Genomic DNA, 12,381 nt, shown 5'->3' on the forward strand with positions numbered 1-12,381 from the left:
GCGACTTCCCTTCGGTGTCGCGCCCACCACCGAGGGGGCGCGGGGCTCCGACGTCATCATCGAGGGCATCTCCCATGGAGTAACCGTGACCCTGGACGGGTTTAAACGGTCATGACGCACGCCGACGACACCGTTGAGCACCACGATGGCCGGGAGCGGCGCCGATGACGACCGTCATCGTGGTGACCGTCGCGGCCCTTGCCGCGGCGACTCTGGCCGGCTGGTTGTTGACCCGCCGCTCCGGCAGCCTCCGGGAAATCGGTTCGGGACCGGATCAGGACACCGCCGGCGACATCGCAGCACTGGGGCTGTCCCGCAGCGGGCCGACCGTCGTGCACTTCAGCGCCCCGTGGTGTGGGCCGTGCGACCGGGTTCGCCGGGTCGTTGGCCAGGTCTGCGACGACCTGGGCGAGGTGGCCCACGTCGAGGTCGATCTGGACGCCAATCCGGACACGGCACGCCGTTATTCGGTGCTGTCCCTGCCCACCACGCTGATCTTCGACGTCGACGGGCGGCAGCGATACCGGACGTCTGGAGTGCCCAGTGCCGCCGACCTGCGGTCCGTCCTGCAACCGTTGTTGGCCTGACCACGGTGTCATTGGGTAAGCTGACCGACGTGTCAGCCCGTCTTGAGCCCATGCTCACCAAGCGTCGCGCAGTTGTGCTGTGCCGCACCGCGGGCTGTTGTTGTTGCTGTTGCTGCTGAGTAGCCGCGCTTTCGCGTAGCACTCGGAGCGGGCCCGGGTCCCGACCGTGGCGCCTCTCCCATCGCCGTTTCCATGAGCAACAGGGCTATCGAGGAGTAACACCTTGCCGAGCAACAACACCACCACGCAGCCCGACCTCGTCGACGTGCGTGGACCACGCTTCGCCGCGTGGGTCACCACAGCGGTCTTGGTGCTGGCGCTGATCGTGTCCGCGGCCAGCCCGCCGACTGCGGCGGTGATCCTGGCTGTCCAGGCCGTCATCTTCGCCATCGGTGCCGCAGGTGGCCCGCGCAAGCATCCCTACGGCCGGATATTCGCCGCCGCCGTCGCGCCCCGGCTGGGGCCGGTGCAGGATCGCGAACCCACCGCGCCGCTGAAGTTCGCCCAACTCGTCGGCCTGATCTTCGCGATCTGGGGCAGTGCCGGATTCGCGGCCGGCGCTTTCCTCGTCGGCGTCATCGCCACCGCGGCCGCCCTGGCGGCCGCGTTCCTCAACGCGGCCTTCGGCATCTGCCTGGGCTGCCGGCTCTACCCGCTGGTGGCCCGTTTCCGACGCCCCGCGCGTCCCGCCTGACCTGCTGTAACCAAAAGTGATTGAAAGGATCCATTCCATGGCACGCTCCGACGTCCTGGTCTCCACCGACTGGGCTGAGAGCAATCTCGACGCCTCAGGCGTCGTGTTCGTCGAAGTCGACGAGGACACCAGCGCTTACGACGGCGGTCACATCCCCGGCGCGATCAGGCTGGACTGGCGCTCAGATTTGCAGGACCCGGTCAAACGCGACTTCGTCGACGCTCAGCAGTTCTCGAAACTGCTCAGCGAACGGGGCGTCTCCAATGACGACACCGTGATCCTCTATGGCGGCAACAACAATTGGTTCGCCGCCTACGCGTACTGGTATTTCAAGCTGTACGGCCACGACAAGGTCAAGCTGCTCGACGGCGGGCGCAAAAAGTGGGAGCTCGACGGTCGCGCACTGTCCAGCGAGACCGTCAGCAGGCCGGCGACCTCGTACACGGCGACCGCGCCGGACAACAGCATCAGGGCGTTCCGCGACGACGTCATCGCGGCCATCAATGTCAAGAACCTGGTCGACGTGCGCTCCCCCGACGAGTTCTCGGGCAAGATCCTGGCGCCCGCGCACCTGCCGCAGGAACAAAGCCAGCGGCCCGGCCACATCCCGGGCGCCATCAACGTGCCGTGGAGCAGGGCCGCCAACGAGGACGGCACCTTCAAGTCCGACGAGGAACTGGCCAAGCTGTACGCCGCCGCCGGCCTAGACGGCGACAAGGAAACGATCGCCTACTGCCGCATCGGCGAGCGGTCATCGCATACCTGGTTCGTTCTCTACGAATTGCTCGGACACAGGAATGTCAAGAACTACGACGGCAGTTGGACGGAATACGGCTCCCTGGTTGGGGCCCCGATCGAGTTGGGAAGCTGATATGTGCTCTGCGCCGAAGCAAGGACTGACATTGCCCGCCAGCGTCGACCTGGAAAAGGAAACGGTGATCACCGGCCGTGTCGTGGATGGCGATGGCCAGGCAGTCGGTGGCGCGTTCGTCCGCTTGCTGGACTCGTCTGACGAGTTCACCGCCGAGGTGGTGGCGTCGGCTACCGGTGACTTCCGGTTCTTCGCCGCACCGGGATCCTGGACGCTGCGCGCGCTCTCGGCGGCCGGTAACGGGAACGCCGTGGTGACACCGTCGGGTGCCGGCATCCACGAGGTCGACGTCAAGATCGCCTGATCGACCAGCTGCCCCCGACCGGGACACGTGGGGACGAATAGACTTGTCCCCGTGGTGTTGTTCTTCGAGATCATGCTGGTTGTGTCGGTCGTGGTGATTTCATGGTTCGCCCTCTACACCCTCTACCGGCTGATCACTGACGAGTCGTGACCCGCGCCGGCGACGATCCAGAGCGCAGCGATGGGGAGGAGTGGCGCAAGTTGAACCCCGCCGCCGACGATCCGTTGAGTTCCGCCGGCTCCGGCGACCGGGCGGTGGCCGCCGCCGCTGAGCGCGCCAAGGTGACCGCCAGCCGCAATATTCCGTCCTTCGACGACTTGCCCCTTCCCGCCGACACCGCCAACCTGCGCGAGGGCGCCGACCTCAGTGATGCGTTGCTGGCGTTGCTGCCGCTGGTCGGCGTCTGGCGCGGCGAAGGTGAAGGCCGTGGGCATAACGGCGACTACCGGTTCGGTCAGCAGATCGTTGTCTCACACGACGGCGGCGACTATCTGAATTGGGAAGCCCGCTCCTGGCGGTTGAGCGAGACGGGCGCTTACCAGGAGCGCGATCTACGCGAGACCGGGTTCTGGCGCTTTGTCAGCGATCCCGACGACCCCAGCGAATCCAACGCGATCGAACTGCTGTTGGCGCATTCGGCGGGCTATGTCGAATTGTTCTACGGGCGTCCGCGCACCCAATCATCGTGGGAGCTGGTGACCGACGCGCTGGCCCGCAGCAGGTCCGGCGTGCTGGTCGGCGGCGCCAAGCGACTCTACGGCATCGTCGAAGGCGGCGACCTCGCCTACGTCGAGGAACGGGTGGACGCCGACGGCGGTCTGGTGCCGCATCTCTCGGCGCGGCTGTCGCGGTTCGCCGGGTAGCAACCCCGCAGGCGAAGGCCGCCGCGTTCGCGCAGACATCGGCGGGGAAGTGGAAAGCTTGTGCCGGGCAATCGATCACGGCGCGCTTCGGCGGTGGCTGCTAACGGCTGCCGACATGGATCGGCCCCCGAGCCATACTCCAGGTCGGACAAAACCGGAAGCTCGGGGGCCGGGTGACTGCGGGGAATTCGCCAGCGCGTGTGTATCGCCAGCTCTTCCGAGCCGATGCAGCTAGCGCGCAGCCACCTCACATGTCCATGAAGCTATCAATTTCTCGGACCACCTCCCTTCTTGTGTACGGCCGACCGTACCCGCGAATCGGTGAGCCGACAACGGAATTCAGCGCTCAGCGATCGCTGACGATGGCGGCGTCGACCAGTTCGGCGAATTCCGCCGCCATCGGCGACCGCGGCAGGGGGCGGCCATCGAGGGTATGCACTCGGGCGGCCAACGTCATGCTCGAGATCAGCCAAACACCTTGGGCCGCAACCAGGTCCGCGATTCGCAGCGCCCGATAGTCGCAGTCGTAACCCTTGGACCTGGCCACCTCGAACAGAGCCTGCTGCGTGGTGCCACGTAGAATCGGATACCACGGCGGGGGCGTCAACAGGCACGGAGTGCCGTCGGGTGCATCCGAGTCGGTGGCGATCACCACGGTCGAGCGCGGGCCTTCCAAGACGTAGCCGTCCGTGCTGACGAAGATGACGTCGCCGGCATCCCGGCGGGCCGCGTGACGCAGGGCGGCCATATTCACCGCGTAGGACAGGGTCTTGGCGCCGGCCAGCAGCCACGGCATCGCGTCGACACCGGTGGCGGGCAGCCCGCGATCGAGTGTGACCGCCGCCAGTCCGTCACGCCGGACCGCGCTCACTCGTTCAGGAACGGCGTTGACCATCACATAGGCCGTCGGCACCGAACCGCCCTCCCGGCCACGGCTGTAGATCAACCGCATCGCGCCTTCGTCGGCGCTGCCCGCGCACCACTGCCGGGTGGCCACCTCGATCGCACTTCGCCAACGCGGCAGATCCGGCTCGGGCAGATCGGTCAGCCTGGCCGACTGGGTCAGCCGCTGCAAGTGCGACTCGATCAGACAGGCTCCGCCGTCGCGCACCAACAGCGTCTCGAAGACACCGTCGCCGCGTACCGCTGCCAGGTCGTCGGCGTGTAGCAGCGGCGCATCCGGCGAATGCAGTTCGCCGTCCAGCGTGATGATCACACCCGTCTGGCCGGCCATGGTCGAAAAGCCTATCGGCTCACCGGTCCCCCGCCGAATGTGAAGCCGGCCGCACACTCGCGGCGGAACGCGCTCCGGTACGTAGAGTTGACGTGTGAGCCATCCCGTTTCTGCACCCGATACCGGACCCGACGCCGGGGCCGTCTGGCATTACGGCGATCCGCTGGGCGAGCAGCGCGCCGCCGAAACCGACGCGATAATGGTCGACCGCTCGCACCGCGGCGTGCTCACCGTGACCGGCAAGGACCGGCAGACCTGGTTGCACAGCATCTCGACGCAACACGTCAGCAGCCTCCCCGACGGCGCCTGCACGCAGAATCTCAGCCTCGACGGCCAGGGCCGCGTCGAGGATCACTGGATCCAGACCGAACTGGCGGGGACCACCTACCTCGACACCGAACCCTGGCGCGCTGAGCCGCTGCTGGAATACCTGCGCAAGATGGTGTTCTGGTCCGAGGCCACCCCGGGCAGCGCCGATCTGGCGGTGCTCTCGTTGCTCGGTCCTCGGCTGGCCGACCCGGCGATCCTTGCCGCGCTCGGAGTGGATGCGCTGCCCGCCGAGCTGACCGCGGTTCCCGCCGGCGGGGGCTTCGTGCGGCGGATGCCGGGCACTCCCGCCGGCCCGGTCGAACTGGACCTGGTGGTTCCGCGCGCCGAGGCCGGTGACTGGCGAAACCGGTTGTCGCAGGCCGGAGTGCGGCCCAGCGGCGTGTGGGCCTACGAAGCCCATCGCGTCGCGGCCGTGCGGCCCCGGCTGGGCGTCGACACCGACGAACGCACGATTCCGCATGAGGTGGGGTGGATCGGTGGCCCCGGCGACGGTGCCGTCCACCTGGACAAGGGCTGTTACCGGGGGCAGGAGACCGTCGCGCGGGTGCACAACCTCGGTAAACCACCCCGGATGCTGACTCTGCTGCACCTTGACGGCTCGGTGGAGCGGCCGGCGACGGGTGATCCGGTGCTGGCCGGTGGCCGGACGGTCGGCCGCCTCGGGACCGTGGTCGACCACGTCGATCTCGGGCCGATAGCGCTGGCGCTACTCAAGCGCGGGCTGCCCGCCGAGACGGAATTGGCGACGGGTCCGGAGGCCGCGGTGGCCGCGATGATCGATGTCGATTCCCTGCCTCCCGCCGAGCAGATCGGCGCCGGGCGGCTGGCCGTTGAACGGTTGCGGGGCGGTGCGAGATAATGAACGGTAACGTCCGCCACAGCGAGCAGGGGGCGCCAACGCCCGGTGGCGAGGCACGGTAAACTGTCGGCAGGACAAAATGACACCAGGAGATCGGAGCCGCCTACTCGTTAGGCCGCTCCGTTATTGCGCGAGGGGGTTCCCCCATGGGCCGCGGCCGGGCTAAGGCGAAGCAGACCAAGGTTGCTCGAGAACTCAAATACAGTTCTCCGCAGACCGACTTCCAGCGGCTTCAGCAAGAGCTGTCCGGAACGGGTTCGGACGAGTCCAATGAACTGGACACCGACGGCGCCGACGAATCCTGGGACGACCAGGACAGCTGGCGGCACTAGAACCCACGCCCCGGCGCCGATGCCTAGTGCACCGGCGCCGCATCAGTTTCGCGGAGGTCCTGACTTCTCAGAATCGCGGGTGTTGACCGACGAGTTCGGCCCGCGGGCGCGCCTTTCCACCTTTGCCGACGGTGCCCAGCACCCAGCAGTCCAAGTGCCGTGCGGTCAGGATAGCCAGGGCGCGGTCGGTGTCTTCGGGCGCCACGATGGTGATCATGCCGACGCCCATGTTGAACGTCTTCTCCATCTCTTCGCGGGTCACCCGGCCGCGCTGGGCGATCATGGCGAACACCGGCGCGGGCGTCCAGGTGCCGCGGTCCATTTCCGCGACCAGCCCGTGCGGGATGACGCGTGCCAGGTTGCCGGCCAGGCCCCCACCGGTGACGTGGCAAAAGGTGCGGACGTGGGTCTCGGCGGCCAGCGCCAGGCAGTCCTTGGCGTAGATGCGGGTGGGTTCGAGCAGCTCTTCCCCGAGGGTGCGGCCGAACTCCTCGACGTAGCCTTCGAGGTTCATCCGGTCGATCTCGAGTAGCACGGTGCGGGCCAACGAATATCCGTTGGAGTGCAGACCGGACGAGCCCATCGCGATGATGACGTCACCGGGTTTGACCCGATCGGGTCCCAGCACGTCGTCGGCCTCGACGACGCCGATACCGGTGGCCGAAATATCGTAGTGGTCCGGTTCCATCAGGCCCGGGTGTTCGGCCGTCTCACCGCCGAGCAGCGCGCAGCCGGCCCGCACGCATCCTTCGGCGATGCCACTGACGATGGCGCTCAAGCGTTCCGGCACCGTCCGGCCGACGGCGATGTAGTCCTGCAGGAACAGCGGCTCGGCGCCACACACCACAAGGTCGTCGACCACCATCGCCACCAGATCCAGCCCGACGGTGTCGTGCTTGTCCATCGCCTGGGCGACCGCCAGCTTGGTGCCGACGCCATCGGTGGAGGCCGCGAGTAGCGGCTCGCGGTAGTCGCCGCGTAACGCGAACAGGCCGGCGAATCCGCCCAGGCCGCCCCGCACCTCGGGTCGCGTGGCTTTTGTCGCCAGCGGCTTGAACAATTCGACAGCGCGGTCGCCGGCTTCAATGTCCACCCCGGCCGACGCGTAGGTGATGCCCTGACTGCCTGAGTGGCGTGCGGGGCTCTTTCCGGGATCCGTCATCGCGATAAAGGCTACCGGGCGGCGCTGACCGCCGGTATCAAACGCCGGCGAAGGAGCACAACCGAGTCAGTGCACGACCGGTATTTCGTCGGCCGCGAGATCGTCGAGTCCGGCGCCGCGGGCCGCATTGGCGAGCATGTGCTCGACGACGTTCTTGCCCAGCGCGGTTTCCTCGGGCAGCTCGATCGGATACTGGCCGTCGAAGCAGGCGGTGCACAGCCGCGAGGCCGGCTGCTCGGAGGCCGCGACCAGGCCGCGCAGCGAGATGTAGCCCAGCGAGTCAGCACCGATGGCGTGGCGTACCGCCTCGAGCATCTCCTTTTTGTCTTCGACCGCATTGGCGATCAATTCGGCCGGCGACGGGAAGTCGATGCCGTAGAAGCAGGGCCATTTGACCGGGGGCGACGCGATACGCACGTGCACTTCGACAGCACCGGCCTCGCGCAGCATCCGCAACAGGGCGCGCTGGGTGTTGCCGCGCACGATCGAGTCGTCGACGACGATGAGCCGCTTGCCGCGGATCACCTCGCGAAGCGGGTTGAGCTTCAACCGGATACCGAGCTGACGGATGGTCTGCGACGGCTGGATGAAGGTGCGCCCAACGTAGGCGTTCTTCATTAGCCCCTGCCCGTAGGGGATGCCTGACTCCTGCGCGTATCCGACGGCGGCGGGGGTGCCCGACTCGGGCACGCCGATCACCAGGTCGGCTTCCACCGGACGTTCACGGGCCAACCGGCGACCGATCTCCACCCTGGTCGCATGCACGGACCGACCGGCGATCGTGCTGTCCGGCCGCGCCAGGTACACGTACTCGAAGACGCAGCCCTTGGGGGTGGGGTTGGCGAAACGCGTGGAGCGCACCCCGTCGGCGTCGATCGCCAGCAATTCGCCCGGCTCGATGTCGCGAACGAACGAGGCACCGACGATGTCGAGGGCGGCTGTTTCGGAGGCCACCACCCACCCGCGGTCCAGCCGTCCGAGCGAAAGTGGCCGCACCCCATGCGGATCGCGGCACGCGTAGAGCGTGTTCTCGTCCATGAACGTCAGGCAGAAGGCCCCGCGCACGGTCGGCAGCAGTTCCAGTGCCGCCTGCTCCAGCGTGGAGTCGGCGGCGCCGTGGGCCAGCAGCGCGCCCAGAATGTCAGAGTCCGTGGTCGCCGGGGCCGGGGCGCGCTTGGCGATCAGCCCCTCGTCGCGGGCGCGGGAGGCCAGCTCGGCGGTATTGACCAGATTCCCGTTGTGCCCCAAGGCAACCCCGGTGCCGGCCGCGGTGTTGCGGAACACCGGCTGCGCATTCTCCCAGGTCGTGTCACCTGTGGTTGAGTAACGGCAGTGCCCGATGGCGACGTGGCCCGGCATCGCCCCCAGCGTCTGCTCGTCGAACACCTGGCTGACCAGACCCAAGTCCTTGAAGACCAGCACCTGGGATCCGTCGGCGACGGCGATACCGGCGGCTTCCTGGCCGCGATGCTGCAGCGCGTACAAGCCGTAATAGGTGAGTTTGGCGACGTCCTCGCCCGGGGCCCAGACCCCGAATACGCCGCATTCCTCACGGGGCGCGTTGAAGTCCTCTTCGGGTTCTTGGACGGTCACGATTCGGCGGCTCCCCGGGGAACGGTTGGTGACGCTAGGGAGTCTACGGGCACGAGGGCCGCGCCGCCGAATCCGCCAGGCGTGTTGAGCGACGAAATACCCGCCCGAAACCCTGAACCTGCAGTTCAGAGTTGTGTTCAGCCCACATCGAACAGGGGTAGGCAGTGGTCAATCTCACCGGCTCGGGAGCCGGAAAGTCGCAGCGCACCGGTGCCCTTCGCGTCGGCGAACGACAACTTCCCGGTGGCCAGCAACAGCCAGGTCCGCGGATCGGTCTCCACCACATTGGGTGGCGTGCCGCGGGTGTGCGTGGGCCCGGCGACGCACTGCACGGCGACGAAGGGCGGAATCCGCAGCTCCACGCTTCGTCCCGGCGCCACCGCGGCCAGGGTGCGGGCGGTGAGCCGCACTGCCGTCGCCAATTCGCCGCGGCCCGGCGCCGGCGCGGATTCGTCCCCCAACCATTCCGCGACGGCCAACACGGCTTCCCGGGTCTTGGCCGGATCGGCCCTTTCGCGCGGCGCCATACCCTAGGGTCTCAAAACCACGGACCCGCGTTGCTTAACGGCCTCAGGGGTTCGGCGACCTCGCAGCCAACAAGGCGATGGCGCCGGCCTCGTTGATGGCCAGGTGCGCCAGCATGGGCGCGGCGAGGCTGCCGGAGCGGTCGGCCAGCCAACCAAACAGCCAGCCGCCGATTCCGGTGACCAGCACGGTGGCCGCCACGGGCTCACCGGTCGCACGCGCATCGGGGATGTGCGAGAGGCCGAAAGCGGTGGCTTGCAACAACCTTCCACCGTGTCTACCGAACGCCGCGGAACCGACGATGGCCAGCGCCGCGCGAAAGGCGGACTCCTCGGACCAGACGGTGCCCAGGGGTATGCGCACCAGCAGCCAGTCCGGCACGGTCGCGGGCGGTTCCCGGACGGCCATCGATTGGCGCACCGGCGCCAGCAGGGTTGTCGCGGCGACGGCGCTCGCCGCCGAGAACGCGGCCGCTGACCCCAGCCGCAGCCCGGCCCACAGCCGGGGCGGACCCAGGCCCAGCGGCGCCCGCGTCATCAACACCAGCGCACCGCCCACCGCGGCCTGCAACACCACTCGCCACGAGGCCGGCAGCCGCGGGCCGACGAAGCTCCAGCCCACCAGGGCGGCGGCCAACGAAAGCGCGCCAGCCCGACGGAACCGCCTGTCAGACATCAGTATTCGTCGCCGGCTTCATCCGAAGAGCCGCGGCAGCACCGCCTCGGAGGTCTCACGCAGTTCGGCCAGCGAGACCGTGAACAGCCCCTGGACCTCCACAGCGTCGGAGGCCTGGTCGACGACACCGATGCGGACCGCCGGCAGTCCCCGCGCCTCGCACATCGAGCGGAACCGGCTCTCCTCGGTGCGCGGCACCGCCACCAGCACACGGCCCGCCGACTCGGAGAACAACGTCACGAAGGGATCGGCGTCCTCGGGAAGCACGATGCGACAACCGGTTTCACCGGCCATGGCGGCCTCGACGACGGCTTGCGCCAGGCCGCCCTCGGACAGGTCGTGCGCCGCGGACACCAGGCCGTCGCGCGACGCGGAACGCAACACCTCGGCCAGCAGCTTTTCGCGGCCCAGGTCGACCGCGGGAGGCAGCCCGCCGAGATGATCTGCGGTCACCTGCGCCCACACCGAGCCGTCGAACTCGTCGCGCGTATCGCCGAGCAGCATCAGGGTTTCCCCCGGCTCGGTGCCCAGACCGGTGGGGATGCGCCGGCCGACGTCATCGATGACGCCGAGGACCCCGACCACCGGGGTGGGCAGGATCGCCGTCGACCCGGTTTGGTTGTAGAAGCTGACGTTGCCGCCGGTCACCGGAATCCCCAGGGCCGCACAGCCTTCGGCGAGGCCCCGGACCGCCTGCGCGAACTGCCACATCACGCCGGGGTCTTCGGGTGAACCGAAGTTCAGGCAGTTGGTCACCGCGACCGGGGTGGCGCCGGTGACGGCCACGTTGCGGTAGGCCTCGGCCAGGGCGAGCTGGGCACCGGCGTAGGGATCCAGCTTGGTGTAGCGGCCGGACGCGTCGGTCGACAGGGCGATGCCGCGGCCGGTGGTCTCGTCGACGCGCAGCACACCACCGTCGGCGTGTTCGGCCAGCACGGTGTTGCCCCGCACGTACCGGTCGTACTGCTCGGTGATGAACGCGCGGCTGCACAGATGCGGGCTACCCAGCGACGCAAGCAAAGTGGCGCGCAGTTCGTCACCGGTGGCCGGCCGCGGCAGCCGTGTCGAGGTGTCCGCGTTCAAGGCGTCCTGCGAGTCGGGGCGAACGACCGGACGCTGGTACACCGGGCCCTCGTGGGCGACTGTGCGCGGCGGCACGTCGACGACGGTCTGGCCCTGCCACGTGATCCGCAGCCGGTCGCCATCGGTGACCTCCCCGATCACGGTGGCCAGCACGTCCCACTTGCGGCACACCGCCATGAATGCGTCGACGTTCTCCGGGGTGACCACCGCGCACATCCGCTCCTGGGACTCGCTGCAGAGGATCTCCGCGGGGGTCATCTGGGTGGTGCGCAGCGGGACCGTCTCGAGCCGGATTGCCATCCCGCCGTCGCCGGCCGACGCCAATTCCGAAGTGGCACAAGATAATCCGGCGCCACCCAAGTCCTGTATGCCGACCACCAGGTGACCGGCGTACAGCTCGAGGCAGCACTCGATGAGCACCTTCTCCATGAACGGGTCGCCGACCTGCACCGAGGGCAGCTTCTTGCGCGAGTTCTCGGCATCGAAGGTGTCCGACGCCAGCACGGACACCCCGCCGATGCCGTCCAACCCGGTGCGGGCTCCGAACAGGATGATCTTGTTGCCGGCGCCCGAGGCGAACGCCAGGTGCAGGTCCTCCTGCCGCAGGACACCGACGCACATGGCGTTCACCAACGGGTTGCCGGCGTAGCACGCATCGAAGACGGTCTCGCCGCCGATGTTGGGCAAGCCCAGCGAGTTGCCGTAGCCGCCGATGCCGCGGACCACGCCGTCCAGCACGCGACGGGTGTCCGGCGCGTCGGCGGCGCCGAAACGAAGCTGGTCCATCACCGCGACCGGTCGCGCGCCCATCGCCATGATGTCGCGGACGATGCCGCCGACACCGGTGGCCGCACCCTGGTAGGGCTCGACGTAGGAGGGGTGGTTGTGCGATTCCACCTTGAAGGTGACCGCCCAGCCGTCGCCGATGTCGACGACGCCGGCGTTCTCGCCGATGCCGGCCAGCATGCCTGCGCGCATCTCGTCGGTGGTGGTCTCGCCGAAGTAGCGGAGGTGCACCTTGGACGACTTGTAGGAGCAGTGCTCGCTCCACATCACCGAGTACATCGCCAGCTCGGTATCGGTCGGCCGGCGGCCCAGGATCTCGCGAATACGCTGGTATTCGTCGTCTTTGAGGCCCAGCTCACCAAACGGTTGCGGCTCGTCGGGCGTGGTGGCGGCGTGCTCGACGGTGTCGATCGCGTGGGTGCGCGCACTCGTCCCGGAGACAGTCACGGGACACAGTCTAGGGTGGCCACGCCCGGGGTGTCG

At 68.2% G+C, this 12,381-nt stretch carries 13 protein-coding genes and 1 pseudogene; 8 read left to right on the top strand and 6 right to left on the bottom strand.

Translation table 11 applies throughout. The features are described from left to right. From Q0W90_RS08850 to Q0W90_RS08875, 6 genes and pseudogenes are all read left to right on the top strand, one after another. Nucleotides 1-115: pseudogene (locus Q0W90_RS08850) on the top strand (DUF2993 domain-containing protein); the annotation flags it as partial. Nucleotides 116-164: 49 nt separating this feature from the next. Then, nucleotides 165-587, top strand: coding sequence for a thioredoxin family protein (locus Q0W90_RS08855; RefSeq protein WP_297595905.1), 423 nt, complete (start codon nucleotides 165-167; stop codon nucleotides 585-587). Between the two features lie 223 nt (nucleotides 588-810). After that, nucleotides 811-1,281, top strand: a complete 471-nt coding sequence (locus Q0W90_RS08860; protein WP_297774173.1) for a DUF4395 domain-containing protein — start codon at nucleotides 811-813, stop codon at nucleotides 1,279-1,281. Between the two features lie 37 nt (nucleotides 1,282-1,318). Next, nucleotides 1,319-2,152: a sulfurtransferase gene (locus tag Q0W90_RS08865; protein ID WP_297595909.1), complete on the top strand. Its 834-nt coding sequence runs from the start codon at nucleotides 1,319-1,321 to the stop codon at nucleotides 2,150-2,152. Between the two features lies 1 nt (nucleotide 2,153). Next, nucleotides 2,154-2,456, top strand: coding sequence for a DUF1416 domain-containing protein (locus tag Q0W90_RS08870; protein ID WP_008263909.1), 303 nt, complete (start codon nucleotides 2,154-2,156; stop codon nucleotides 2,454-2,456). 200 nt (nucleotides 2,457-2,656) lie between these two features. Next, nucleotides 2,657-3,319 carry an FABP family protein gene (locus Q0W90_RS08875; RefSeq protein WP_297595957.1) on the top strand — a complete coding sequence of 221 codons (663 nt, stop codon included), beginning with the start codon at nucleotides 2,657-2,659 and terminating at the stop codon, nucleotides 3,317-3,319. Nucleotides 3,320-3,665: 346 nt separating this feature from the next. On the opposite strand, the gene Q0W90_RS08880 is transcribed toward Q0W90_RS08875, so the two are convergent. After that, nucleotides 3,666-4,535, bottom strand: a complete 870-nt coding sequence (locus Q0W90_RS08880) for an aminodeoxychorismate lyase (RefSeq protein ID WP_297774198.1) — start codon at nucleotides 4,533-4,535, stop codon at nucleotides 3,666-3,668. Between the two features lie 112 nt (nucleotides 4,536-4,647). Between Q0W90_RS08880 and Q0W90_RS08885 the strand changes: the two genes are divergently transcribed. Next, nucleotides 4,648-5,742, top strand: a complete 1,095-nt coding sequence (locus Q0W90_RS08885; protein WP_297595926.1) for a folate-binding protein YgfZ — start codon at nucleotides 4,648-4,650, stop codon at nucleotides 5,740-5,742. A gap of 146 nt (nucleotides 5,743-5,888) precedes the next feature. Beyond that, a complete protein-coding gene (locus tag Q0W90_RS08890; RefSeq protein ID WP_297700749.1) occupies nucleotides 5,889-6,074 on the top strand; it encodes a DUF3073 domain-containing protein in 186 nt (61 codons plus the stop codon). A 67-nt stretch (nucleotides 6,075-6,141) separates the two neighbouring features. Here the strand turns inward: Q0W90_RS08890 and purM are convergent, their stop codons facing one another. The 5 genes from purM to purL all read right to left on the bottom strand — a co-directional run bounded on the left by purM (nucleotide 6,142) and on the right by purL (nucleotide 12,345). Further along, complete coding sequence (gene purM / locus Q0W90_RS08895; RefSeq protein ID WP_297595931.1) at nucleotides 6,142-7,236, bottom strand: phosphoribosylformylglycinamidine cyclo-ligase; 1,095 nt, start codon at nucleotides 7,234-7,236, stop codon at nucleotides 6,142-6,144. 66 nt (nucleotides 7,237-7,302) lie between these two features. After that, nucleotides 7,303-8,829 (bottom strand): amidophosphoribosyltransferase, encoded by a 1,527-nt coding sequence (purF, locus tag Q0W90_RS08900; RefSeq protein WP_297595933.1) that lies wholly within the window; start codon nucleotides 8,827-8,829, stop codon nucleotides 7,303-7,305. 137 nt (nucleotides 8,830-8,966) lie between these two features. Then, complete coding sequence (locus Q0W90_RS08905; RefSeq protein ID WP_297595935.1) at nucleotides 8,967-9,356, bottom strand: sterol carrier family protein; 390 nt, start codon at nucleotides 9,354-9,356, stop codon at nucleotides 8,967-8,969. Between the two features lie 43 nt (nucleotides 9,357-9,399). Continuing rightward, nucleotides 9,400-10,029, bottom strand: coding sequence for a CPBP family intramembrane glutamic endopeptidase (locus tag Q0W90_RS08910; RefSeq protein ID WP_297774177.1), 630 nt, complete (start codon nucleotides 10,027-10,029; stop codon nucleotides 9,400-9,402). An 18-nt stretch (nucleotides 10,030-10,047) separates the two neighbouring features. After that, nucleotides 10,048-12,345: a phosphoribosylformylglycinamidine synthase subunit PurL gene (purL, locus tag Q0W90_RS08915; RefSeq protein WP_297774179.1), complete on the bottom strand. Its 2,298-nt coding sequence runs from the start codon at nucleotides 12,343-12,345 to the stop codon at nucleotides 10,048-10,050. Nucleotides 12,346-12,381 lie beyond the last annotated feature (36 nt).

The sequence above is a fragment of the Mycobacterium sp. genome (assembly GCF_025933915.1).
In the GTDB taxonomy this organism is placed as follows: Bacteria; Actinomycetota; Actinomycetes; order Mycobacteriales; family Mycobacteriaceae; genus Mycobacterium.